Raw genomic sequence first — 25271 nt, 5'->3', positions numbered from 1 at the left:
GATGTAACATAAACCTGAGCAAGTCCCCTTCCTTAACCTGATATTTCAGTTTGTGAGACGCTCGATCTCAATATGATCTAATTTATCATTCTTAATAAACATCTTCACCACTTCCAGAGAATCAGGTCCGGTAGTATAGGCAAAATACCATTGTGGCGACTGAGACATAACCGGATCAAAAGATGTGTTAAGATTTTTGGTTAATAAGGAGATACGCTGAAACTTAATATTATAAGGCTCCAGTCTGCTGATATTAACCAGTTTTTCATACAACTCCGTTGCGGAATCGGCTACACGAACGGCAGATTTACCAGCCAGTTTTTCCGGCCATTGACTGAGTTCTTTCCCGCTGTTCAGATAGATATTTTTAATCTTTCCTGAGGCAAGAGTAATCTGCACACCGGAATCAGTACCTTCATTCTGGTCTAATAAAATATAGTCATATAAAGAAATCCGGTCACGCAAAGCGGTAATATCAGAAGAATTATTGCTGACTACATTCAAATACGAAACACCTTTGGTCTGTTGAAGAGATTGTATGACTGCATACACTTTCCCGGCTTCTTCATTAATCCCCATTCCCAGATAATTTCCGGAAATAATCGTATCTCTTTCTATTATCCTATAGAATCTAGGTTCAACAATCGGTTCAGATTTATCGAAAGATTCTTCCTTCTGGCATCCCGCAGCGGCAATTAACAGGGTAAAAAGAGTAATAATTGTACAGTTCTTCATTTGATAAATATGGTTTATTCAACTTTAAAGACGGCTCTGTTTTCTCTTTGGTTGCAATAGCAAAAAAAAATGCTCTGTACACGACAGAGCATAATTATGTTTTACCTATTCAATCCAGTAAAATAGCTTATACTTTTACTTCTTTCCATTTACCTTTTTTGAAGAAATATAAAGCAATCAGAGCGATGAGGGTTTCTGCCACCGGAATAGCAATAAAAGCTCCTGTAGAAGCAAGCTCAGTCTGCTTTGATAAAAACCATGCAAAAGGTATCTGAAATAACCAGAATCCTATGAAATTTATAATTGTCGGTGTACGGGTATCACCGGCGCCATTCAGTGCCTGAGTCATAACCATTCCAATGCCATAAAAAATATATCCTGCCCCGATAATCTGTAACGCTTTGGTACCATAAGCTACAATTCCCTCATCCTCAGTAAAGAATCTGATAATAGGCGATGCACAGAAAACAAACAAAATCATTACAAAACTCATAAAGATAGCGTTGTATTTAGCTGTAAGTAAAACACTTTGCTCTGCTCTTTGGATTTCTTTTGCGCCAAGATTTTGTCCAACCAGCGTAGCCGCAGCATTGCTCAATCCCCAGGCTGGAAGAATAAAAAATACCACATTACGAATGGCAATCTGATAACCTGCTGAGGCAGTAGTGCCACCTGTTTCTGCAACTAATCTGGCTAAAACAATCCAGCTGCCGCTTGCTATGACAAACTGAAAAGTAGCCGGCCAGGCAATCTTAATAATTGAGGTAATAAGACTGCTGTCATATTTAAAATGGATAGCTTTGAATTTCAGAATACCGCTTCCTTTAAATAAATGGTAGCATTGATACAAAACCCCTGCACTGCGCCCTATTACCGTAGCAATTGCGGCTCCCTTTAAACCGAAGAGATGAATAAAAACAGGGCAAAGAATAATGTTCATAATGCTGGCAATCCATAAGCTTTTCATAGCCATAGCTGCATTACCCGCTCTCCTCTGAAAATACCATTAATCAGGAACAGAAGAATAATAGCCACGCTACCTCCCAGCATAATCCGGGTGAAAATGGCTCCGTCTCTTACTACTTCAGGACTTGCGCCCATCAGTGCCAGAATTTCTGAGGCGAAGAGCATTCCGGTCAGGCTCAGGATAATGGTAGCAATCATCGCAAGCATGAGCGATTGCGCTCCTGCATGTGAGGCAGCCTCCGGATCCTTTTCACCGATTCTTCTGGCAACAATAGCCGTTGCGGCAGTACTCAATCCTATTGCGATGGAGTAAACAATTGTAATTACTGATTCTGTCAGGCCCACCGTAGCAATTGCATTTTGTCCGAGTTTACTTACAAAAAACATATCCACTACAGCAAATACACTTTCCAGACTCAGTTCCAGTATCATAGGAATAGCCAATAAAAATACAGCCTTCCGGATACTCCCTTGTGTATAATCCTGCTCTTCTCCATTGAGCGATAATCTGATCACATTAATGATGGTTGAGATCGTACCTTTTTTTTGAGTTGGTTCCATTTGTCTGCCCACAGGTTTAATTTTCACACTGTGGTATTACTTTTAAGTTCTTTCTTTTATTTCCTGACATTTCTGCCCTATTTTAACACCTGCTAAATCTGCTATTCATTCTGATAATTTTGTTTATTGATGAAGTTAAGAACATTAAAATCCAGACGAATTAAAGTACCGATTTATGCAGTGGTTCTAATCATACACTTCACATCTTTATCGTTTATATACCATTCCACACAATAACCTTCAGGATCCAGATCAGGCTGGGCTAACAACTCCTGAAATGCATTACCTATCGCAGGAATATCCTTCATAAAATCTGTAATAAGCAAACTCAGATACACACCACTCTTAAGAATGATGGTTTCACATCCTAAGGCTTGCCCTTCTCCTTCATGACTTTCCCCGGCCGCTGCCTTATAGATAATCTCACCCTGCTCATTAAGTCGCGACAAGCCCAGGTACTTTCTTTCCATTGAAAAAGGAATCAATGAATGTAATTTCTGATGAGCAGCAAGAATTCCGTCCGGAAAAGAGCTTGCTGTTACGCAAAAGACACTTATGTCTTTGTCAAAGATAATTTTCTCCATTTGATAATTCAATATTTAAAGTTTATTTCCTGATGACTTTGGCATGAAAGGCCCGGCATCCCATCTTAAAACAGTGTTCAACATTCTAGTTACCCAGACTCTGATCCTGATAAATCCCCATAATGTTTCCTGCCGGATCACTGAATCTTGCTGTAATTTCCGGAAAATCCCTCCCGATTTCCTGTACTACTTTTCCCCCATGTGCCAGAATCAATTCAAGGGTGGAAACAGCATTCCGAACCATAATGTGAATGAGTAAACCTACTTCCACTGAAGGATTTCTTCCGGTTACCCAGGTTCCGCTTACTTCTCCTACCCCATCATCAAAAGCAATTGATCCGTCACCACGATTTCGGATTTCCCAACCGAAAACAGATTGATAAAATGACGCAGATTGATTCACATCAACAGCGGGTATTTCAAGATAGCATATTTTGCCATTTCCTAAAGTCGGATGTTGCAGATTTCCCATAATCTTATTGATTCAAAAATTAAGTTATATAACAGATGGTATTAAATTAATCTTTTTTCTACTGTTAATGAAACTATAAAATAACTTAACATTAACCTTATTCTGTTCTGATAATCAGACGATGTCAGTCAGCCTTGAAACAAGTATTTTTCTATCAAAAATCATGCAGCATCCCTGTTTATCCGATGATAAAATTAGTAGTCTGAAGTCAATTTCAAAGGGGGTGAATACGACAATCTCAAGGGCATATTACGCCAGAGATTTTGTGATAAGAATGCTGAATGTGTTGAGAAGAAAATGCTGATTCTTCCGGTATTCCTTTATCAGTTCACATAAAAACTACCATTAAACACTGAGAAAACACCATATCTCCAGCCGGGATTTAAATAATTTTGCGGATAATTTGCTTATCAGGCAGGGCATTTCCCTGTCTTTATTATTCATCTCAATCTTATCAGATCCCCTTTATGAGACCTAAAAATAGTGGCACCAAACAGTTATTTGAAAATCCGATTCTTGAAAAGCTTTCCCGAACCCATATTTCTGTACCTGTGAGTATGTTTTTTCTGATTGGTGCGGTATTAGGCTGGTATGCTTTTTCATACAGCGAACTAAGCCATTTGTTCATCGGATTACTTTTTGCAACGGGGTTAATAACTTTTACTTTCGTAGAATATTGGGTTCATCGCAGTGTTTATCATATTGAACCCAGCACAGAAGCCCGTGCTAAATTTCAATATATTGCACATGGGGTTCATCATGAATACCCAAGAGACAAAACCAGACTGGCCATGCCTCCTGTTTTAGCTATCATTCTGGCTGCAAGTCTTTTTGCTGTTTGTTTTTTTCTGATGGGAGAAGCAGCTTATGCCTTCTTTCCGGGCTTTATCTGGGGATATGCAGCTTATCTGCTTGTACATTATGCAGTACATGCCTATCCTCCTCCTAAAAACTTTTTCAAACATCTGTGGATTAATCATGCTGTTCACCATTATAAAGATGCCAAAGTTTTCGGGGTCTCCTCTCCTTTGTGGGATCATGTTTTTGGCACAATGGATACCATTCCAAAATCTAAGATTGCAGAAAATTTATAAGTTTCTTATCTCAAAAACCATAACTCCCCTGCCTTAAATCAGGGTCTTCAAATACGTAATTTCTTCTTCTATTTCTGTAGCTATGGCCTGAATTTTCTGTTCATCGAAAGTCGTGAAGGCTTCCAGTCTTCCGGCTTTCTCAACCAAAAGGTTAAAACAGGCACTAAGAGAAGTTCCTTTCAATCTGTGAGCTAATGCTCTGATTCCTTTTAAATCCCGGTTTTCAATCAGTTTTTGAAGATTCGGAGAAAATGCTTCCAGAGAAGCCCTGGCCAGAAACAATAGTTCTCCCATCAACGCTTCATCAAAGTCTATTCTTTTACTGAATTCATTTTTATCAAAATGTACCTTCACATCCGGTTTATTTTCCGGGGATTCTTCATTCACACCTGCTACCTGAACCGGAAGCCATTTAGACATGGTTTTCGCAATAGTTTCCTTTACAACGGGTTTTGTCAGGTATTCATCCATTCCTGCTTCCAGGCATTTTTCTCTTTCACCTTTCACTGTCCCGGCTGTCAGAGCAATAATCGGTACATGTCCTTCCTTCTCTGCAGCTCTGATTTCTTTAGTAGCTTCATATCCTCCCATAACCGGCATTTGTACATCCATAAAAATAATGTCCAGAGGTTCCCGCAAAAATACTTCTACGCCAAGTTTTCCGTTCTCAGCTTCCAGGATACGGGATTGAGGGAAAAGACTTCTTAAAATAGTGCGGGCCAGCAGCATATTAACCGGATTATCTTCGACAATCAGAATACTGATTTCCTTCAGGGATGGAGCAGCTTCTGTCTTCGTTTCTTTTGCCGTTTTTACCCTGACTTTTTCAATATTTTCAATAGGCAAAGTAGCGATAGCTCCATACAACTGATTGATATTAAATGGCTTAATCAATCGTTGGCGAATATCAAGTGTTTTGCAGGCGTCGCTTATTTTCTGATCTACCGAAGAACTATGCAGCAACATGATTAAAGGCTGCTCTTTTAATTCTGTCTGTTCCCGTATTTTCCTGACAGTTTCCAGTCCGTCCATATATGGCATATGGTAATCCATCAGAATCAGATCAAACTGTTCTCCGGTACTCAATTTCTGAAGGGCTTCCATCCCGTTATTGACCTGCTCTGAAGCAATATTTTTAATGGACAGCATATCTTTCAGAATATTTCGATTTACCGCATTATCATCTACAATCAATACTTTCCGTATATTTTCATAATTTTCCAGCACAGGCTGGTCGTCTTCATCTGTTTCCAGAGATAATTCGAAATAAAAAGTACTTCCTTCTTCTTTCCGGCTTTGTAATTTCAGCTTGCTGTTCATCAACTCCAGCAATTTATTAGAAATGCTAAGCCCAAGACCTGTACCTCCGAATTTCCTTGTAGTAGAAGCGTCTTCCTGAGAAAAAGCGTTGAATATTTTCTGCTGATTGGCTTCATCTATCCCTACACCGGTATCTCTTACAGAAAATCTGAACCCTGTTTCTCCGTTAACTGATTTCTCCAGCAATTCTACCTTCAGTTCTATTTCTCCCTGATGGGTAAATTTGACAGCATTTCCCAGTAAATTAACCAGAATCTGCCGCAGCCTTACCGGATCAACCCAGATGAACCTGGGAGCATCCGGAGGGATATTCAATATTACTTCCAGGTATTTTTCTTCCGCCTGGAAAGAAATGATATTTACCACTTGTGTCCCCAGCTCCTGTAAATCCGTTTTTTCAACAGACAATTCCAGCTTTCCGGCTTCAATCTTTGAAAAATCAAGAATATCGTTGATAATACTTAACAGGGAATTAGCAGACTGATAAACAGTTGAGGTATATTTCAGCTGGGTTTCATTCAGTGGAGTCTTCATTAACAGGTCAGTAAAACCTATTACACCATTGAGCGGTGTTCTGATTTCATGACTCATATTAGCCAGAAATTCTGATTTAGCTCTTCCTCCCTGTTCAGCCTGCTCTTTGGCATGTCTGAGTGAATAGGCAAAACGATAGGAAAGTATCAGGTTCTGGAAGAATATAAAACCAAGATACCCAAAAAAGAAATAGAGCGGGGTATATTCCAGAAACTCAAAATATCCCAGAATTGTCAGAGAAATCGCTATTCCAAGTGCTATCGAACTTAACAAAGCATACAATGCCCCCTGCCTTTTATTAATGTAGGCATAAATGGTAATGTAAAAATTGTATCCGATAAATACCAGTACTACAAGATAGAAAAAGGCCGCCGCATACGTAAATATAAAGGCAGGTGTAAAAATTAGCAGTACGATATAAAACAAACTCGCCCCGGTAATTGCTTTGAGAAAAAAGTCTTTTGTTTCATCGGGATACAGTTCACGCAAAAACAGGGTAAAAATAAATATCCCGAAAAAGGTTGCAAAATATTCCAGATGAATGGTAAGATGCCAATTCAGGTCAGGGAAAAGATGGTGAATATAATAAATGTTATCTACTCCGAGAATTCTGTATATAAAAACCAGGCAAAAAAGGGCAAAAAACAAAAGTTCTCTGTCCCGCTCGCCCATGAGATAGAGTGCAAAAAATAAGAGTGCTCCCATGAGTAAAACCCCGGTAAGCAATAAATCTGATGCTACCTCAAGCTCTCTGCTCTCAAGCAGGGTTTCTGTTTTCCCCATCATAATCTGTTTGGCAATTCCTCCTTTAAAATGGTCGAAATTGGCAATCTGCATCAGCATTTGCAGGGTGTCGGACTTGGGTGCATAGACCTTTATCACAGGCAGCCAATGAGGCTGATAGTCCTGGCTGCTGGCGGCAACAGTTCCGTTTTTAGCAATCAGTTCTCCGTTAATCCAAAAATTATAACTGGAATAAACGGCCGGAAAAGAAAAGGCAAGAATAGGATTTTTCTTATGATCTACATATACTTTGAGCGCATAACTGGCACAACCAAAAGCTTTGAAAGGAATTTTAAGTACTTTTTGTTCATTCCAGGTTTTGCTTAGTATTGTATAAAAATCAGGAGCCGGTGCTTTGGAAAGCTGATCCGGGCTTATGAGTTTCTGCCAGTAAAAAGCCCAGTTTTCATCTATTGCCAGAGATGGATTTTTCTCAAAATCATGCTGACGTAAATCCAGTACTCCATTGGATGGAGACATTCCGAAGGAAGAACCTATAAAAATAAAACTTAAAAATATGGCTGAAAGAAATCCCCTTTTCACAGGTATACAGGCATATAGAAAAACTACAGAATAAAATTCTGATTTCGTGTGGGTTAATTCGATTGTTTTGTGGCAGCAGGTATTAAAGGGATCCGTACCATTTGGAATATTTTCAGGGTCATTTTTCGTTAAACCTGAAACTTCCTCTTCAAAAAGTTTCATACAACCTGCATGATTAAATTATTGCATTTTATTAAGATTACACTTCTGATTTGTAATCTGCATGACAAGTTTGGGATTAATCAGTTCATGTGCTTTAACCCTAAAATTGTGAAAATAAATAGATAACAACAAATTTTGTACCATTACATATTATCTGACAATAGTGATGAATGCCCTGCAACAAGTGTTTTGTGCAGAATATCAAACACTTAACCTCAAACTTAAGCCTGAAATTTAATTTGACAAAATAAAAAAGGTCTCTGAAAACAATGTTTCAGAGACCTTTTCAGGTATATGTTCCGTACTGACCTTAAATAAGAGTTAGTTTCTCAGGAAGGCAGAATACATCCAGACCGATTTTTCCTGTAATCTGATATAATCACTCATCAGAGCATTCGTTCCTTCATCGTTTGCTTCCGCAGAGAGTTCCAATAGTTCTCTTTCAAGAATCAGCAAAGCCTGCAAGCCTTCCAATACTTTACCAAGGGCCACTTTACCATCTGAAACATTGGTTGCTTCTTTGATAGAGGCTACATTGATATAATCTGAATAAGCGTGAATCGGAGTATAACCTAATGTAAGGATTCTTTCAGCAATTTCATCAATTTTCAATAAGGCATCATTATAAATCTCTTCAAATTTAAGGTGTAATTCAAAGAATTTATCTCCGGCAATATTCCAGTGAAAACCTCTTGCATTGATATAGAATAATTGATAATTCGCTAACAGAACATTTAATTTTTCAGCCAATTGCTTAGACTGCGCAGGGTCTAATCCGATTTGATTTTTAGTTGACATGGTTTATAACTTTTTAATTTACGTTAATTGTACTATTTCCGGATTTATAACAGATACAAATATGTATAAAAGCCGGAATGATTCTGACAAAAATATAGCTACTTTAGATTTTAAACATTAACCCCTTATTAAAAAGTTTGACGGAAGCAGAATAATCTGATAATACATTTTAATATATCAGCTGTAAGTAAACCCGATCCAGATACATAAACTAAAGATGGCGATCATTAAAATCAGAATAAACGGCCAGTGTTTTTGAGGGGATGCCTTTTCCGGCGATAAAGTTCTCTGTTCTGAATCAGTTTTCAATATCCCGTTTTGCCCGATAAAATCTATGAAAATATCAATCATATGACTAGCCTGATTTTGGCGGTCAACAATACCTTTCAGGTATACTTCATCTACAAATTGAGGGTTTTCCGGTTGAATAGAAAAAGAGAAATTTTTGATAAGATTATAGCATGCGGTTTCTTTTCCTATATACCTTTCTACTAAACCGGCTGTATCTGTAATCCAGGTTTCATTATTGTTTTCGTAAAATGCAAGTTTAGATTTCTGATTCAAAAAGGATAAAACTACCAGATCTTTTTCTTCAGCTTCAGCGCCATCATTTAAACACATTTGATTTTCATTTAGGTCTATCGAACAACAAATATATCTGATTGTCTGACAGTTAACCAATAAAAATCTCAAATAAACCGATATTTCTCCGTTTACTTGATCCATGTTAACTATTCTTTCAAAAATCTTCCTTCAGACAATTTTGAAAAGGCACTTCTGAGGAGTACAAAAGTGCCGTGCCGGGATGTAATCAGTATTTCAGGAAATATGAGATTGATGAAGCAGCGGAACAATTATTTTCAATGATGAAAATAATTGTTCCCTGACCGGGAAGAAGTGTGTCTTATGCCTGAATGAAAACATATTAAAATATACCGTTCTGAATCTCATTAGTGGAACGGTTCAGGCCGTTTGGGGAGAAGTGGCTGGGTAGAAAATGCCCTGATCTTTTCAAATCTGAACATTTCTCCGACTGAACCTCAGATCAGAACCTCCTCCATTTCTGAGAGAAGTTCTTCCACATGCTGATAATGAAAGCAGAATACTGATCGGATTTGCGTGTGTACTGACAAAAGCTGAGTGGTAATTTTAAGATTGTGCGACCCGGCTTTTAAAATAACCCTGGCAAAAAGTCTGATTAGCTGCTGTGTTTCCTGCTCAATTGTTTTCAATTGTTCAGACAAAGCCGGTCTGATTGCATTAACAAATGTATTTTCCCTGTAATTTTTAAAGAGTTCAGCATCTGACTGAAGCTTTTGAAGCCATAACTGATAATCTTTCAGCATACCTGCGAATTCCATTTTTTGTGTTTCCATAACAATCGGTTAAAATCGTTTGTACCTTAAAATACTAACCGGAACCATAATGACTCCGGTAATAATATGTTATTCACGGACTTTTAAAACATATGAGGCAGCAGACAAAGCTGTAAACTTCGCCCCTGACCTCATCTGCTGTACTACTTATTTCCCAATACTCTTTTCAGGTTTGCTTCATTGATTTTGTACTCTACTTTGGCATCAATTACATCATTATAAGCCTGCAACCAAAGTGTCTGCGCTTCCAGCACATCTTTCCCGACAATGGTTCCCGATTTCAAACGGTCTTTGCTCAGGCGAAGGTTTTCATCTGCCTGCTCCAGTGAAACCCCTGACAACTCAATTCTTCTGGCACTCTGATTCAACTGCATATAGGCCTGTTGTACTTCCAGAGAAATTTGTTCTTTTCTTTCCTTCAGCTGGATTTCCTGTGCTGATATTCTGAATTGCTGCTGCTGTACCTTCTGCTTACGTTTTCCCCAGTCAAAAATCGGGATATTCAGACTTAGCATGGTATAATATGAAGCCATGAAGTTGTTTCCGGCACTACTTGGGTTAATTCCTGCATCTCCGAAAGCTGAAAGTCCGCTCAGACTGAAATTGACAGAAGGTTTAAAATCAGCTTTCAATACTTTCTCCTGTATTTTCTCAGTTTCCAGACTTTTTTGAAGGATTCTGACTTCGGAACGAAAATCCGGAACTTCCTCAAAAGCAAGCCGGGGTTTCAGAACATTGAAAGAACCTGAAATGCTATCAGAAACCGAAAAATTGCTGCCTTCTGCCAAACCTATGATCTGTGCAAGATTTAATTTAGCCAGTAATTCCGCATCTTTTGCTTTGGTAAGATTCAGTTCATTGGCATTTTGCTGAACTTTTGAGCGTAATACATCATTTTTGTAGGTAATTCCGGCAGTAAACTGATTGTTCAGGTCTTCAAACAAAGCATTTAATTGTTTTTGGTTCTGCTCTGCCAATTTGATTCTCTCTCCGGCCGAAACTACCTGCCAATAGGCTCTTTCTGTATTATAAAGTACTTCTGAGGTAGTCAGCTCTTTCTGTTCTTCCTGTATTTCAACTCCTTTCAATGCAGAAGCTTTGGCCAGATCCGTTTTTCCACCTGAATAGACCGGCTGATTGATACTTACACTCGGACTTACTCCGTAGGACGGTAATACTCTGTTAAGTGGTTTCCCGAAATGGAATGCCGTTGCAGAACCATCAATGGTAAACTTTCCTCCCAGATCAGCCTGTGCTTTTTGAGATTTAGCTACATTAATATTTTGCTGGGCAAGTTTTATATTGTTATTGCGCTCCAATGCCAATTGACGGCATTGTTCCAATGTCAAAATTTGCTGGGCATCTGCTGTTTGTGCAAACAGGCCGATTACTAAAAGCAAGGCAGAAGGAATGTGCTTTTTTATTGAAATTATCATCGTTCTTAAAATTATTAACCTACGCATGTGAAGGTTTGTATTGAATATGTTCGTCGTTGTCCGGTTGCTGTAATTCTTCCTGCGCTGGCTTTTCCGGTTTGATGAATTTGTAGTAAAGAACCGGCACCACAAACAAGGTCATTACCATAGAAACAATCAGTCCTACTGCCAATACACTTCCCAAAGGAGCCCATAGCGGAGATTTTCCGACAATCATCGGTACCACACCGATCGCTGCCGCAGAAGAAGTAAGGAAAATCGGGCGCATTCTTCTTTTAGCGGAAGCCAATGCCGCAGCTTTAATACCATAACCATGTTCAAGAATCAACTCATCTGCATAATCAACCAGGATAATACCATTACGCACTACAATTCCCATCAAACTGATAACTCCCATAAAAGCGGTAAAACCAAAAGGATTTCCGGTCAGATATAAGCCCAGCATTCCACCCAGTAAACTCAATGGGAATGTTGACAATACAATCAAGACTTTTCCTACATTTTTAAACTGGAACAGCAGTGTAAGGAAGATCAATACCAAACTAATCATCAGGGATTTACCCATAGCAGGCTGGGTTTCTCTGGCAGATTCATCCTCACCGCCATAACCGATTGTGATTCCTTCAGGCAATTTCAGTTTTTCAATCTGTGGTTTTACTTTTTCCAGAATAGTTGTGGCTTTTACATCCAGCTGCGCTTCCGAGCGAACGGTCAGGGTTCTCAATCCATTTCTATGCGCAATTACACCCGTATGCCATGAAGGCTGTAAATCAACCACTTCCTTAAGCGGTACTTTTGTATTGTACTTAGTGCTTACATACAAATTCTGTAATTCATTGAAATCTGCCCGGTTTTTCACATCAAGTCTTAGCAACATATCCACCGGTTTGTCTCCTTCCCAAAGGGTTGAAACCGGATATCCTTTGATTTCATTGCCCAGCTTTTGAGTAATCATAGCATTGCTGATTCCCAGACGACTTGCCACGTCCTCCCTGATATTGGTTTTCACTCCAAAATAATCATCCTGATAATCCGTTCTGACCCAGTTGGTACCATTGGTTTTTTCAAGAATCTGGATTACTTGTTCAGCTACTCTTTTCTGATCGTTTAAATCCTCTCCGATTACCCTGATTTCCAAAGGAGCCGGAGTTTCTTTCAGTGAAAGCTGACGTACTCTCACATACCCGTTCGGCAAAAAGTTGTTAAACTTCTTCAAATACTCTTTTGCCATCTCCTCCGTCGCTTCAGCGCTGGTAGTATTGATGAAAATCTGAGCGAAATTCTCTCTTGGGGTTTCCGGTGCATAATTAGAGTGAAAACGAGGGGAACTTGTTCCAATGAAACTGGCGGTACCAACAACTCTTTTATCACCTTTAATGGCATCTTCTACCTTTCTGGCTGCTTTTTCTGTCTCCGTAACATCTGTTCCGTTCTGCATCCAGACTTCAATATTGAACTGATTCCGTTCTGCGGTCGGGAATAATTCCTGCTCATTATGTGCTGCTACAAACATGGCCAGAACAACAGACAAAATACCTGACAATAAAGTCAGTTTAGGCCAGCGGAAACAAAATTCCACGGCTTTGTTATAAGTCTCCTGCAGGTAATCCAGCATATTCTTTTTAGGAGGCCTGTTGCTGATTTCATGTTTCAGTCCTTTTTTCAGGAATACATAACACAAATAAGGGGTAAGCAGCAAAGCAACCAGAAACGAGGCAAATAATGCCACCGCTACTGCCACAGGTAAAGCCTGGATAAATTCTTTCGCAATTCCGTTAAGGAAAAAAGCCAATGGCAAAAAGGCAAAAATAATTGCCGCAGTTGCCGTAAACACCGGAACCATCAGTTGCGTAGCTGCCTGCCAGGCAGCAGTCCATCTCGGTATGCCTTCATCCAGTTTTTCTATGTAATTATCTACGATTACAATAGCATCATCAACCACCATTCCCAATACAATAATCATGGCCGCAAGTGAAACCTGATGAATCTCAATCCCGATCATGTTCAGAACACCAAAAGTAACAGCAATGGAAACCGGAGCGGCAATGGCTGAAATCGTTGCAATCCTCAATGGAAGCAATAACATTACCACCAGAATTACTGCTGCAATAGCTATGGCAAATTCTACCATGAAGTGGCTGACACTTTCCTTTACTACCTCCGGCTGATTAACAATAATGTCCACTTTCACATCCGAAGGGAGTGTTTTCTTTACTTCATCAATTTTCTTATCCAGATCTTCTCCCAGGTTTACAATGTTTTTACCAGGCTGCATTTCAACGGTAAGCATCATTACGCTGTTATCGCCTACTTTGATAAAACTGTTTAGTTCCTCATAACGGCGTTCTATCCTGGCAACATCTTTCAGACGAACTACTTTTCCGTCCGGACTGCTGTAAATAATCTGGTTTCCGATAGCTGCTTCATTCTGGAAACGGCTGTTGGCAAAAATAGGAATATTGCTGGCAGAAAGGGTAATATCTCCTGTAGAGTTTGTGACATTCTGTGCCTGCAAAACATTGGAAATAGTTGAAAAATCAAATCCATAATTCCTGAGCTTTTCATCCTCAACGATTATGTAAATCTGCTGTTTCTGTCCGCCATATCTTTTAATTTTCGAAACTTCAGGAATAGTTTTAATACCGTCTTCCAGTTTATCAAGATATTTCTCAATTTCGGCAAAACTTCTTCCGGGAGCAGAAATGGTAATCATTTGTGCTACTACATCTCCAAAATCACTGTTTACGATTGGTCCCTGCACACCGGAAGGTAAGGTTCCGCGCATATTGGTGTTCAAACCGTGTTGTAATGTACTCCAGAATTTCTTCGGATCTTTTACTTCTTCATTCAGTTCAGCAGTAATAACCATCAAGCCTTCCTTGGTTTCAGACTTGGTTTTGGCTTTACGGATTTCTTCAAAGCTAAAGAGGTATTGTTCTACTTTATTGGTAACCTGTTTCTCCATTTGCAACTCATCAGCACCGGGATAGGCGGCCAAAATCAAACCTTGGCGAACCGTAATCCTCGGATCTTCACTTCTAGGCATTGTAAGAAGCGCAATGACACCGACTATTACCAGAATCAGGGTTATGACCAGGGTAATCTGGCGGTATTTCATCGCCGCTTCAATAATATTTATCTTTCTTTTTTTCATTTCAGTAGTAATTGTGTTGAAATTAATTCAAAAGGATTCCTCCCGATAAATGTTGAAATTCATCGGTTTTCAATATCGATCCCTCAGATTCTGCGGGCTTACAGGCTTACAGTCTGACCATCTTTGATTTTGGTTTGTCCGGCCACTACCACTTTATCTCCTGACTGCAAACCATTGGTAATCAGAATACCGTCAGCAGATAATCCGCCTGTAGCAATTCTTTTACGAATCGCCTTATTCTGGTCATTAACTATGAAAACATAAGTAATATTGTCAGCATCTCTTACCACTGATTCAGCCGGAACAGAAATCGCATCGACGGTTTTTCCCGTAGAAATCTTAATATCACTGATCATACCAGGCAATAGTTTTCCGCCATTGTTTCCGATTCTTACTTTCACGGTAAATGTCTTGGTCGTCTGATCACCCTGAGGATTAATAATATTGATTTTTCCTCTGAGTGTTTCGCTTAAAACAGGAATATTTATGACGGCATCTTTACCGATTGAAAGCTTACCGATTTCTGATTCAGGCACTGACGCTTGTGCATATACTTGATCCGTTTTCAGGATGGTAAATGCGGTAAGTCCCGGAGCTGCACTTGCTCCTTTTTCAATTTGTTTGGCAGAAATAATTCCGGTGAAAGGTGCGTACAGTTTTGTATCAGCCAATCTCTTTACCGCTGAGCTTTTATTTGCCTCTGCCTGCGCCAGACTTACTTTTGCGGAAATAAAATCTCTTTCCGGTAAACTTCCTTTTGAATGCAGCTCATTATATCTTTTGAAAAGGTCTTCTGCCTGTTCCAAACTGGCTTTTGCTACTAAAAGTGCATTTTCATATTCTGTTGTTTCAAGTGTTGCCAGTAATTGTCCGGCTCTTACGTGCTGGCCTTCCTGTACGCTTACAGCCGTTACTCTGCCTGAAACTGAAAAGCCTAAGGCTACTGAATTATCCGCTTCAATGGTTCCGCTGTATGAGAAAGCCTCAGGCTGACCCGCAGGAGTGATTTGCTTAACCGAAACTTTTACTGTTTTTTCTTCTTCTCTGATCTGTTCTTTTTTACTGCCGCAACTGCTTAAAAACAGGGTGGCAATTGCCAAAACGGGCGTAAATGTTCTAACTATAGTCGCCATACTGGTAGGTTGAATTTAAAATGAATTGTTATAGTAATTGTTGTAATAACTGCCCTTCTGATGAAGACAATTGTCTGCCTAAAAATTGTTGAAAAAGGTCATCTGGGTTCTCTACTTGTTTGTGATAAAGTTTTACGATATGATTCCCGATCATTTCCGGACTGATCCGGCCTTGTTTCCCAAGCAGGACTGAAGACTTCTTTCTGGTGACAACATTATTTACCATCAGGTGATAATATCTGATATTGTAGGGTTTGACTTCCCGGGAAAAAATAACTGATAATTTTTCCTGACCTTCTTCAGCAATTTTCGAAAGAGAAGAGTCCGGTTTAAAACGGGTAACATCCAGATCACAGACATTCACAAAAACGCCTCCACCCTGTTCTTTCATCAGATGCAGAGAAACCCGACCAACTACAAAGTGAGCCGTAATTTTTTCATCCAGTATTTTTTGCCAGTCTGTAATTTCAATTTCCGTAAGGGGTAAGTCACAGAAATTATTTTCAAAAGCTGTAACCACCAGATCAATTCTCCCAAACTCCTCAAATACATCTTCAGCAATATCCGTAACTTTATCGTAATCAAATATATCGGTCAGAATTGAGACCAGCTTTCCTGTGTGTAACACAGATAAATAATCTTTCAGAACAGCAATTTCATCCGCACTGTTCGAGGGAACAATGACCGTGGCATTTTCTTCCAGCAGAGATCTGACGATACCCATCCCGATTGCTGATGTTCCACCAACAACTACTGTAATTTTTCCGGATAACAACTGAGACTTCATGCACTGATATTTAAAATTGACAGTGCAAAGTTGGCATGGCAGGCGTTCTAAAAGAATGTCTGAAATGCTTCCAGATATGTCTAAATGTCGTTTATTTTTTGAACGATATTTATTGTACAGTCAAAAAATAGCGTTTTTTCACGGAATATTACAACTCCAAATATCATTCGATAATTACTGCTCGCAGGTTTTTCTGAACTCTGAAGGAGACTGCCCTGTGATTTTTTTGAAGAATTTACTAAAAAAGAACTGGTCGCTGAAATATAACATTTCCGCTACCTGTGCAATAGAGAGCGAAGCATTAAACAACAGGATCCGGGCCTCAGTAATCACCATTTCATCAATCATTTCTCCTGCTGTTTTTCCCATGGTATCTTTAATACTCTGAGATAAATGTTTGGGGGTCACAAACAGCAGTTCTGCATAATACTGTACACTTCTTTGTTCTTTGAAATGATCGTTTAATAATTTCAGGAATTTTCCGGAAAGCTCTTCTTTACGGGTAAGTTTGGTTTTGATATGGGCAGTATATTTAAAGAATATCGCCCCGATTTCAAACAGAAGAATACAGAAAGTATGAAGCACGATTTCTTCGTTATAGGGATGATTTGGCCCTGCATTGCTGTTCTTATCATACAAAAGTCTGAAAGCATTCTGTATTACCCCCGACTCCTCCTCAGTAAGCTCTATGGTAGGTACAATCTTGGAAGCAAAGAAGTCAAATGAATCCATATTCCCCCGATGAATACCTGAACTCATGGCATAATCGGAAGTAAAACTTACTCCAAACAGATTCATATGTTCAGAACAATCCACAAACTGTCTGACTGTATTCGGCGGAATAGCCAGTATGGTATTAGCTTTAAGGGTATAATTGATCAGATTCAGTTTTACTGTCATTTCTCCCGACAAAATCAGCATAATCGAAAAATGGTCTGATCTGAACGGATAAGTGATAGGAATTTCTTCGACAATTTCGTCCTTTACAAAGACATGAAGCCCCTCGGTTTTCAAATTTTCACCAAAGATGGTCACCATATCACTAATGGTTCGGAATTGAATAGAATGATCGGTATTCACAAAGTAGTTATTTTAGCAAATAATTAAATATTGGCGTTGAGAGAGGTTCTGTTTCCTTCAAATGCTCTTTTGGTAACTTTAATTATAATTCTGTTTTAATCGGATTAGTTTCTTTATTTTTCAAATAATTCAAAAAAGATCGCTTTCCCGGAGTGTAGCGGAAGTTAAAAACCCGTTTTTATTGTGCTTTTGGTCGTTTACCAGACATTTCAAAACTGAAGGGTTTTCTACTTTTGAAATAAAAAACACATAATGAAAACAACATTAATCCTCTTCTGTTTCTTATTTCTGTCTGCTCCGGCCATTTTTGCCCAGAAAACTGATGTATTTGTCACCTCAGATGGAGCCATTAAAGGGTATGATCCGGTGGCTTATTTTAAAGAAAATAAACCGGTCAAAGGAGATCAGAAATTCAGTACTGATTTTAATGGAGCCAAATGGGTATTCTCCAGTCAGGAGAACCTTGATGCTTTTAAAATGAATCCGGAAAAGTATGTTCCTCAGTTTGGTGGTTTTTGTGCTTATGGTACTGCGGAAGGCCACAAATCGCCGACAAGCCCGGAGGCTTTTACTATTGTTGATGATAAACTTTATCTCAATTATAACATGAAAGTGAAGGATCTATGGAATGTTAAGCAAAAGGAGAATATTGAAAAAGCCAATAAAAACTGGGAAACACTGAAAACTCCGGAACACAAAAACAACTAATTACAAATGCCCGGAGAGGAGTTTAAATAATGCTCCTCTCCGGGCATTTTTCTCTGCGAACATCCCTGAAATAGTTTACACAAACCGATACTTCATTAACTTCGGTTAATTTCTCTGAATTTTCCTGCTTAAGTCCCTCATTAAAAGGCTTATCTCCGAATAATCCCGTTTTTTCTTTCTAAATTAATTCTTACAAATCTTATCTTTTTAAACCCGGCATTATTTTCCGGTTTTTCAGAGACTGGAAACCATTAACCATAAACTTAAAAATTATGAATTTGCTTCACGTTAATCACAATGATTTTTCATGAAAAAAATAATACTGTTACTGGTCTTATTTATTTTTTCAGAAAAGTCATATTCACAGGAAGGCAGATTACAGGGTTATGTAAAAGATTCGGTAACACACGAACCGCTGGCAAAAGCCAGCATCGTGGTTGATTACCGAAAACTGCTGACTAGTACTGTCACGGACTCTTCCGGAAAATTTTCTATTTCATTGCCAATCGGGAACCATGTTGTTGTGGTGAGGTATCTTGGTTATGTACCCATCCGCAGACTGGTATATGTTGGCAGCAATGGTGCCAATATTCAGTTTGGTCTCCAAACCACTTCCAGTCAACTGGAGGAAGTGGTTGTCACTCAGAAAGGTTTTGACAGAACCGTCAGGCAGCCAATTCTGGGAGTAAGTCAGATCAATATCAAAACCTTAAGGAAACTCCCTTCTGCCTTCGGTGAAGTGGATATTCTCCGGGGTCTGCAAATGCTCCCTGGTGTAACGAGTGTGGGTGAGGCTGCCAACGGTGTCAATATCCGTGGGGGCAGTACAGACCAGAATCTGATTCTGCTGGACGATACGCCCATTTTTAATCCGACTCATATGTTTGGTTTATTTGCGGTAGTTTCACCGGATGCTATCAGCGGACTTGATCTTTATAAAGGCAATGTCCCCGCGCGATATGGTGGCAGAGCCGTTTCTGTCCTGGATATTGCTACAAGAAACCCGGATCTGGAACAATTTAAACTTTCAGGAGGTGTCAGCTTTGTTGCCAGCAGACTGGTGGCGGATATTCCGGTTGTTAAAAATAAATTAGGGATATTGTTTTCAGGAAGAGGGGCTTTCAACGATTTTCTGCTGCCATTGGTTACAGATCGGCTCAGTGGTATTAAAGCGCAATTCGGGGATTTTACCGCAAAAATTTTCTGGAGACTCAATGATAAGAATACGATTTCGGCAATGGGCTATTACAGCAAGGATTTCTTTCAGACAAGCCTGCTGGCCAATTTGCCAAATGTTTCCGGCACTTCTACACAATATTATCATGAAACCAGTAATGCCATGATTCGCTGGCTGAAAGTGATTAACAGCCGGCTCGATTTACAAACGACGTTCATTTATGCGCATTATTCTCCTACAATTGCCTCTCCTGAATTAAATGCCGACAATGTAGTAAAACTTCGTTCGGATTTATATCAGCAGCAAGTCAAGTCGAGCCTGAACTATCAGCTTGAAAATTCAAAAACTGAATTTGGCATTAGCAGCATTGATTACAGAATTGAGCCCGGCACGCTTCTTCCCGGAAACAGTACAAGTATAAATTATATTACTACTCCTACCGAAAAAGCCTGGGAACTGGCTGCTTTTCTGGATGAGGAACTGAACCTTAGTAAAAAACTGGTGGTTTCGGCGGGTTTAAGGTATTCTGCCTTTTTAAACAGAGGGCCGGGTCTGGTAAGAAATTATACCGCCGGAGAAGAAAGGGATGAGTTTTCAGTTATCGATTCTGTCAGATATGGTTCGGGAGATATTATTAAGTTTTACGGAGGATTTGAACCAAGATTGGGAATCAGGTATTCCATTAACGAAAATTCTTCCATAAAGCTGGGATATAACCTCATGAGGCAATATCTTCAGGTAGTTACCAATACAGCTACTCCCCTTCCGACTTCAAGATGGAAAACCAGCGATCAGTTTATCAAACCCCAGATCAGTAACCTGATTTCTTTAGGTTATTACAGAAGTTTGAGGAATAATATCTATGAACTTTCACTGGAAGGGTATTACCGGACTACAGATCATATCATTGATTATAAACCCGGAGCTGATTTTCTGCTTCAGGCCTATCCGGAAACACAATTACTTCAGGGGAAAAATCTGTCTTACGGTATAGAAGCCATGATTTCCAAAAAGAAAGGGGAATTGACAGGCTGGGTAAATTACACGTTTTCAAGAAGTATGAATCAGGTAAATGAAGGACGTTCTATTACCCAGCAGATTAACGGAGGACAATGGTACAGAGCCAATTATGATCGTCCGCACAGCCTGAACGCTTCTATGAATATTGAGGTGGATAAACACAATAGCTTCGGATTTACTTTTGTTTACAGTACAGGAAGACCGTTTTCAGTGCCGGAAGGTTTTGTTGAAAGCGAAGGAAGCATTTATCCATACTACAACAATCGCAACAACGAAAGAATGCCGGACTATCACCGACTTGATTTCTCCTGGAATATTTATAATCCTACCTTGAAAAACAAGCGCTGGCAGGGCCACTGGGCATTTACCGTTTATAATATTTATGCCAGAAAAAATGACTATTCTGTCTTTTTCAGAACAGAAAACGGTAAAACAAAGGCATACGCTCTGCAAATTTTTGCAGCTCCTATCATATCTCTTTCCTACAACTTTGTTTTTCGATAGAAGCATGAAAAAATTAAAGATATTCATAAACATCTGTCTCCTGGTCTTTCTGGCAATAGCCTGTAAAGATAAAAGCGTCGAACCTGATACCAGCGTAAAGGAAATTACAGGATTTTCTTTTCAGGGTTTAGGAAACGCTGCCATAGACAGATTCAAGCATACAATTTTCATCAATGTGCCGGACGGCACAGACCTTAGTAAACTCATTCCCTCAATTTCACTTTCAGCCAATGCAAGCGTTTCACCGGTCTCCGGAGTGGCACAGGATTTCAGTAAACCTGTTTCGTACACTGTAACTTCAAAAGACGGAAGTACCCAGCAATATAAAGTTTTTGTGCAGCTGGAAAATTCTGATATTGTTTTTATCGGAAGTTCAAACGGAAAATTGTATGCAGTATATGCTCTGACAGGACAGAAAAAATGGGAAGCCGGTACGGCAGGTTATATTCTGGGAAGTCCGACTTTAAACGATGGTTTGGTTTATATCGGAAGCAATGACCGGAAACTTTATGCTTTTTCAGCATCAACCGGAGAAAAAAAATGGGATTTCTCCATTGACCCGGACCCCGGAACAGATGCAGGAATCAATTCAACACCGATGGTGACAGATGGCATAATATATTTTGGGGGCACAAACAAACTTTATGCACTGGATGCGCTGACCGGAGAAAAAAAATGGAGTTTTTCAGCAGCAGGTTTTGTAAGGTCCAGCCCGACGGTATCAAATGGCCTGGTATATTTCGGAGATGGTTTTGGTAAATGTTATGCTTTAAATGCCAAAAACGGCACAAAAATCTGGGAATTTACTTCAGGTGCCGCGATTGTCTCGAATCCCTGTATTTCGGGGGGATTGGTTTATGTAACAAGCACCGACCAAAAGATTTATGCCCTGGATGCCCGTACAGGCCTGAAAACGTGGGAATTTGCTACAAAAGGATTTATAGAATCAAGTCCGGGATTTCTGAACAATACTTTATTTGCCGGAAGCACAGATGGCAGTTTATATGCGCTTGATGCTTTAAGCGGGAGCAAAAAATGGGAATTTAAAACCTTTGGCAATCTCAACTGGATCACTTCATCACCACTGGTTCAGGGGAATATGCTCTATGTAAATGCCAATAACGGGAGTTTGTATGGACTGGATAACAGTACAGGGTTAAAGAAATGGGAAATGATACTTTCAAAACCTTCTGACGGAGATTTTTCAAGCCCGGCTTTGGTTAATGACATGCTTTTCGTCGGGAGTATCGACTTCAAACTATATGCCCTCGATGCAGGAACAGGAGCTCAGATATGGTCTTTTACTTCCGGAGGAACCATTTATTCCAGTCCTTGTGTATTGGGAAAAAACGGAAAAGTATATCATGCAGGTATCAGCGGACTTCAGCAGTAATCTGATGTAAAAATGAGAAGATTACCCCTAAAATTAAAGAAACCATGTTTTTGAAGAAATATCATTTATATATACTCATTTTGTTTTCAGGCATATTACTCATAAGCCTTCAGTCCTGTGTGGAGCCTTATTCAATCAATATTGATTCAGGGACTTCCATTATCCTGATTGAAGGAAATATCACCGATTTACCTGAACCTCAAACCATTACCCTTTCCCGTTCAAATCTCGGAAAATATAAAAGTACAGACAAAGTTACTTCAATCACATTCGACAGTGCTTCCCGAAAGCCATTAATCAACGCTAAAGTTGAAGTAATTGTCAACGGAAAGGAAACTTTCTCCCTCAATGAAGTTGCGGATGGTACTTATCAGTTACCGGATGGTTTTATCGGAAAGGTGGGAAACAGTTATCAGCTACGTTTCAAAACATCAGAAGGAGCTCAATATGAGTCGAATGCAGAAATAATGGTAAAAGGCCCTGACATAAAAAAAGCATACGACAATTTTAACCAGAAAGGCATTTATGATCCGGTCAGATATGAATATACTGCTACCAATGATGTTTACATAGATTACGATGATCCGGTATCTGACAAGAATTTCTACAAATGGGACTGGGTGCTTTGGGAAGAACAATATTGGTGTGCCACCTGTCAGCAAGGATATTATGTACTTTATGATTTAGGAAACAGAAGTTATGGAGAATGTATTCAGGATCCGACACTTAATACTTATAATTTTTTCGACTATCCCTGTATGGATCAGGCATGGGATATTTTTTACAGTACCAAAATCAACATTTCTTCTGATATTTTCACAAATGGTCAGTCACAAAAAGGCAAATTAATTGCTCAGATTCCCCTGAATCAATCCAATGCCTGTCTTGTTGCTTTACGACAAAATTCTATTACTACCGGGGCTTACCGTTATTATAAGATTTTACAGGATCAGACTCAAAATACGGGAACGCTGGCAGACTCCCCTCCTGCTCCAACGGCAGGGAATGTGAAAAATATAAATAATCCTGACGAAAATACTTTCGGTTATTTTTCCGCTTCATCGGTATCCGTGTTAAAATATTATATGAATCGCCAGAATACGACCGGAGGAAGGTTTAATGGTCTGTTTCTTTCGATTAATAAAAGAATCCCGAATTTACCTGTAGGAAATTATCCGCATTCATCAGCAACCTGCGTCCCGAGTAAGTACAGAACCTGCTCCAAACCACTTGGCTGGCCGTAAAGAAAAGGCCTCGAAAAATAGGTTTTCGAAGCCTTTTTTATACTTACTTCTTAGCCGGGATTAACAATAAAGTTTCTTCCAGGTTCTGAAGTTGTGCTGCCAGTTCTGCTCTTTTAACAGCATAATCAGGATTGTAGGCAAGGTTATTACTTTCCAAATGATCATTTACCAGATCATATAATTCATATTCAGTTTTGTAGCTCCCCAATGCATGGAAATAATAAGAATATTTCCACTCTTTTGTACGAATACACCTCACACGATTCGCAGCCTTGACAGCAGAAATCGTGTTATTTGCACTTGCCTTGGTATCGTCAAAAGTGAATAAAACTGAATCCTGAACAGGCTTACCTGAAGCTATTAGCGGTGTTAAATCATGTCCTTTTAAACCACTTGGCGGCGTTTCTACGCCGGCTATTGAAGCAATAGTTGGCATAACATCGATTAAAGTTGCAAGGTTGTATGTCGATTTATCAGGATCCAGTTCAGGAAATAATACCGGATTAGAAATAACAAAAGGCACCCTCAAAGTTTCCTCGTAGGTATTAAATGCTTTTTGGCGCATTCCTCCATGAGCAAGCCCCATTTCTCCATGATCGGAAAGGCGAAACACAATAGCAGATTCAGAAAGGTTGGCCTTATCTTTTTTATACAATTCATCGACAAATGTTCCTATTTGAGTATCGATTCTTTTTAAGGTATAACCATAAAAATTAATATAATTCAACTTTTTATCATCGGTCGGTAAAGGTCCGAGTAACACATCGGCGCCTACTTTAGTTTGAAACTGTGCACTAGGTTTCCGGGCTTCCAGTAAATGTTCATTTACTGTCTGAGGCAAATCAATTACTCTGGAAGAATATGTAACGGGCAGATAACCATATTGTACACCATCCGGATAACTTAATACGTCATGCGGATTTACAAGCGACAAAATCAGACAATAGGGACGAAAATCTCCCTGCGCTCTCCGTTCTTTTACCTCTTTGAGATAATCGATTCCCTGCTGAATATAATCGGCATCATGATTGGCAAAGCCTCCTCCGAAATTTTCAGGTTTGGTATCTTCTCCGGCATCCGGCGCCTGCCATCCTCTGAATCCAAAAAGGGCAATATCGGCGGCGGTCAGTCCATTTTCTGTAAAACCTTTACTCAAATGCCATTTCCCCCGGTATTGAACATCATATCCTTCGGGCTGAAGCATTCTGGCAAGATTAGGATACGTCGGAGAAAGTGTTATTTCTCCGGGAGAATATCGCCCTCCCCAGGTAAGGGTTTGCGTAACACCATGTTGAGCCGGGTAAGTACCGGTAAATAAAGTGGCTCTGCTTGGAGAACACATACAGGAATTACAGAAAGCTCTTTCAAAAGTAAAACCATGTCTTTTCAGGAAAGTCATGGTATGTAGATTATCCTGTTCCCAGTTATCGGGAAAATGCTGGGTGGCACGTTCCTGATCTGTAATGATAATAATTAAATCAGGTTTTGAAGGGAGGCGTTTTAAGCGTTCATTAAAGCTCATAGCAGAATAAAGTTTAAGTTAGAAAATTAAAATCTGGTGTTGAGAAAATTTGAAATAATTAAGGCAATGGACATCCCACGGAAACCATGCATTTCATTGAAGAGAAATGTCAGTTTTTCCGGTAACCCCAATGGTCAGGAATTCATTTTTGATGGCTTAATCGTCTTAAGGAGTGTAGCGTAAGT

General features: G+C 39.4%; 20 protein-coding genes. 5 read left to right on the top strand and 15 right to left on the bottom strand.

What is annotated here, in order from left to right; genetic code table 11:
• Positions 1-45: 45 nt before the first annotated feature.
• From BM179_RS00155 to BM179_RS00140, 5 genes are all read right to left on the bottom strand, one after another.
• Entirely contained in the window at positions 46-735 is a 690-nt protein-coding gene (locus BM179_RS00155; RefSeq protein ID WP_092010339.1) for a hypothetical protein, read from the bottom strand.
• 127 nt (positions 736-862) lie between these two features.
• Positions 863-1702 (bottom strand): MATE family efflux transporter, encoded by an 840-nt coding sequence (locus BM179_RS25765; RefSeq protein WP_310586903.1) that lies wholly within the window; start codon positions 1700-1702, stop codon positions 863-865.
• Positions 1699-2262, bottom strand: coding sequence for an MATE family efflux transporter (locus BM179_RS25760; protein ID WP_310586902.1), 564 nt, complete (start codon positions 2260-2262; stop codon positions 1699-1701). Before BM179_RS25760 ends, BM179_RS25765 begins: the two co-directional genes overlap by 4 nt.
• Before the next feature lie 173 nt (positions 2263-2435).
• Positions 2436-2846 (bottom strand): transcriptional regulator, encoded by a 411-nt coding sequence (locus tag BM179_RS00145; RefSeq protein WP_092010336.1) that lies wholly within the window; start codon positions 2844-2846, stop codon positions 2436-2438.
• Between the two features lie 85 nt (positions 2847-2931).
• A complete protein-coding gene (locus BM179_RS00140; RefSeq protein ID WP_092010333.1) occupies positions 2932-3318 on the bottom strand; it encodes a VOC family protein in 387 nt (128 codons plus the stop codon).
• Positions 3319-3785: 467 nt separating this feature from the next.
• Here BM179_RS00140 and BM179_RS00135 point away from each other — a divergent pair, with 467 nt between their 5' ends.
• On the top strand, positions 3786-4412 hold the full coding sequence (locus BM179_RS00135; protein ID WP_092010331.1) for a sterol desaturase family protein: 627 nt from the start codon (positions 3786-3788) through the stop codon (positions 4410-4412).
• A gap of 33 nt (positions 4413-4445) precedes the next feature.
• Here BM179_RS00135 and BM179_RS00130 read toward each other — a convergent pair whose 3' ends face one another.
• The 9 genes from BM179_RS00130 to BM179_RS00090 all read right to left on the bottom strand — a co-directional run bounded on the left by BM179_RS00130 (position 4446) and on the right by BM179_RS00090 (position 17518).
• The gene (locus BM179_RS00130) at positions 4446-7754 is read right to left on the bottom strand and encodes a response regulator (protein ID WP_092010328.1); all 3309 of its coding nucleotides are present in this window, start codon (positions 7752-7754) and stop codon (positions 4446-4448) included.
• Positions 7755-8075: 321 nt separating this feature from the next.
• Positions 8076-8552, bottom strand: coding sequence for a Dps family protein (locus BM179_RS00125; protein WP_092010325.1), 477 nt, complete (start codon positions 8550-8552; stop codon positions 8076-8078).
• Between the two features lie 177 nt (positions 8553-8729).
• Positions 8730-9278 carry a hypothetical protein gene (locus BM179_RS00120; RefSeq protein ID WP_092010322.1) on the bottom strand — a complete coding sequence of 183 codons (549 nt, stop codon included), beginning with the start codon at positions 9276-9278 and terminating at the stop codon, positions 8730-8732.
• 314 nt (positions 9279-9592) lie between these two features.
• A complete protein-coding gene (locus tag BM179_RS00115) occupies positions 9593-9928 on the bottom strand; it encodes a hypothetical protein (RefSeq protein ID WP_092010320.1) in 336 nt (111 codons plus the stop codon).
• 143 nt (positions 9929-10071) lie between these two features.
• A complete protein-coding gene (locus tag BM179_RS00110; protein ID WP_177219259.1) occupies positions 10072-11364 on the bottom strand; it encodes a TolC family protein in 1293 nt (430 codons plus the stop codon).
• Positions 11365-11383: 19 nt separating this feature from the next.
• The gene (locus BM179_RS00105) at positions 11384-14518 is read right to left on the bottom strand and encodes an efflux RND transporter permease subunit (RefSeq protein ID WP_177219258.1); all 3135 of its coding nucleotides are present in this window, start codon (positions 14516-14518) and stop codon (positions 11384-11386) included.
• 98 nt (positions 14519-14616) lie between these two features.
• Entirely contained in the window at positions 14617-15651 is a 1035-nt protein-coding gene (locus tag BM179_RS00100; protein WP_092010314.1) for an efflux RND transporter periplasmic adaptor subunit, read from the bottom strand.
• Between the two features lie 28 nt (positions 15652-15679).
• Complete coding sequence (locus BM179_RS00095) at positions 15680-16438, bottom strand: SDR family oxidoreductase (protein ID WP_092010311.1); 759 nt, start codon at positions 16436-16438, stop codon at positions 15680-15682.
• A 174-nt stretch (positions 16439-16612) separates the two neighbouring features.
• Positions 16613-17518 (bottom strand): helix-turn-helix domain-containing protein, encoded by a 906-nt coding sequence (locus BM179_RS00090; RefSeq protein ID WP_143095102.1) that lies wholly within the window; start codon positions 17516-17518, stop codon positions 16613-16615.
• Between the two features lie 252 nt (positions 17519-17770).
• On the opposite strand from BM179_RS00090, the gene BM179_RS00085 reads away from it, so the two are divergent.
• The 4 genes from BM179_RS00085 (at position 17771) to BM179_RS00070 (ending at position 23564) form a co-directional block, all read left to right on the top strand.
• On the top strand, positions 17771-18226 hold the full coding sequence (locus tag BM179_RS00085) for a YHS domain-containing (seleno)protein (protein WP_092010306.1): 456 nt from the start codon (positions 17771-17773) through the stop codon (positions 18224-18226).
• A 307-nt stretch (positions 18227-18533) separates the two neighbouring features.
• Complete coding sequence (locus tag BM179_RS00080) at positions 18534-20927, top strand: TonB-dependent receptor (protein ID WP_092010304.1); 2394 nt, start codon at positions 18534-18536, stop codon at positions 20925-20927.
• A 4-nt stretch (positions 20928-20931) separates the two neighbouring features.
• Positions 20932-22320, top strand: coding sequence for an outer membrane protein assembly factor BamB family protein (locus BM179_RS00075; RefSeq protein WP_177219257.1), 1389 nt, complete (start codon positions 20932-20934; stop codon positions 22318-22320).
• A gap of 44 nt (positions 22321-22364) precedes the next feature.
• Positions 22365-23564 carry a DUF4249 domain-containing protein gene (locus tag BM179_RS00070; RefSeq protein WP_092010298.1) on the top strand — a complete coding sequence of 400 codons (1200 nt, stop codon included), beginning with the start codon at positions 22365-22367 and terminating at the stop codon, positions 23562-23564.
• Between the two features lie 43 nt (positions 23565-23607).
• On the opposite strand, the gene BM179_RS00065 is transcribed toward BM179_RS00070, so the two are convergent.
• Positions 23608-25086: a sulfatase family protein gene (locus tag BM179_RS00065; RefSeq protein ID WP_092010295.1), complete on the bottom strand. Its 1479-nt coding sequence runs from the start codon at positions 25084-25086 to the stop codon at positions 23608-23610.
• Between the last annotated feature and the right edge of the window lie 185 nt (positions 25087-25271).

It is taken from the genome of Pseudarcicella hirudinis (assembly GCF_900115665.1).
GTDB classification, from domain to species: Bacteria; Bacteroidota; Bacteroidia; order Cytophagales; family Spirosomataceae; genus Pseudarcicella; species Pseudarcicella hirudinis.
Note: the sequence above shows the minus strand (reverse complement) of the source record. Positions and strands in the feature narration are given on the sequence as shown.

Bases quoted from the DNA above. Each gene is read 5' to 3' on its own strand.
- BM179_RS00120 (WP_092010322.1), bottom strand. From the start codon at position 9,278: ATGGATCAAGTAAACGGAGAAATATCGGTTTATTTGAGATTTTTATTG.
- BM179_RS00155 (WP_092010339.1), bottom strand. From the start codon at position 735: ATGAAGAACTGTACAATTATTACTCTTTTTACCCTGTTAATTGCCGCT.
- BM179_RS00085 (WP_092010306.1), top strand. From the start codon at position 17,771: ATGAAAACAACATTAATCCTCTTCTGTTTCTTATTTCTGTCTGCTCCG.
- BM179_RS00070 (WP_092010298.1), top strand. From the start codon at position 22,365: ATGTTTTTGAAGAAATATCATTTATATATACTCATTTTGTTTTCAGGC.
- BM179_RS00075 (WP_177219257.1), top strand. From the start codon at position 20,932: ATGAAAAAATTAAAGATATTCATAAACATCTGTCTCCTGGTCTTTCTG.
- BM179_RS00140 (WP_092010333.1), bottom strand. From the start codon at position 3,318: ATGGGAAATCTGCAACATCCGACTTTAGGAAATGGCAAAATATGCTAT.
- BM179_RS00130 (WP_092010328.1), bottom strand. From the start codon at position 7,754: ATGAAACTTTTTGAAGAGGAAGTTTCAGGTTTAACGAAAAATGACCCT.
- BM179_RS25765 (WP_310586903.1), bottom strand. From the start codon at position 1,702: ATGAAAAGCTTATGGATTGCCAGCATTATGAACATTATTCTTTGCCCT.
- BM179_RS00135 (WP_092010331.1), top strand. From the start codon at position 3,786: ATGAGACCTAAAAATAGTGGCACCAAACAGTTATTTGAAAATCCGATT.
- BM179_RS00105 (WP_177219258.1), bottom strand. From the start codon at position 14,518: ATGAAAAAAAGAAAGATAAATATTATTGAAGCGGCGATGAAATACCGC.
- BM179_RS00125 (WP_092010325.1), bottom strand. From the start codon at position 8,552: ATGTCAACTAAAAATCAAATCGGATTAGACCCTGCGCAGTCTAAGCAA.
- BM179_RS00080 (WP_092010304.1), top strand. From the start codon at position 18,534: ATGAAAAAAATAATACTGTTACTGGTCTTATTTATTTTTTCAGAAAAG.
- BM179_RS00110 (WP_177219259.1), bottom strand. From the start codon at position 11,364: ATGATAATTTCAATAAAAAAGCACATTCCTTCTGCCTTGCTTTTAGTA.
- BM179_RS00100 (WP_092010314.1), bottom strand. From the start codon at position 15,651: ATGGCGACTATAGTTAGAACATTTACGCCCGTTTTGGCAATTGCCACC.
- BM179_RS00065 (WP_092010295.1), bottom strand. From the start codon at position 25,086: ATGAGCTTTAATGAACGCTTAAAACGCCTCCCTTCAAAACCTGATTTA.
- BM179_RS00095 (WP_092010311.1), bottom strand. From the start codon at position 16,438: ATGAAGTCTCAGTTGTTATCCGGAAAAATTACAGTAGTTGTTGGTGGA.
- BM179_RS25760 (WP_310586902.1), bottom strand. From the start codon at position 2,262: ATGGAACCAACTCAAAAAAAAGGTACGATCTCAACCATCATTAATGTG.
- BM179_RS00145 (WP_092010336.1), bottom strand. From the start codon at position 2,846: ATGGAGAAAATTATCTTTGACAAAGACATAAGTGTCTTTTGCGTAACA.
- BM179_RS00115 (WP_092010320.1), bottom strand. From the start codon at position 9,928: ATGGAAACACAAAAAATGGAATTCGCAGGTATGCTGAAAGATTATCAG.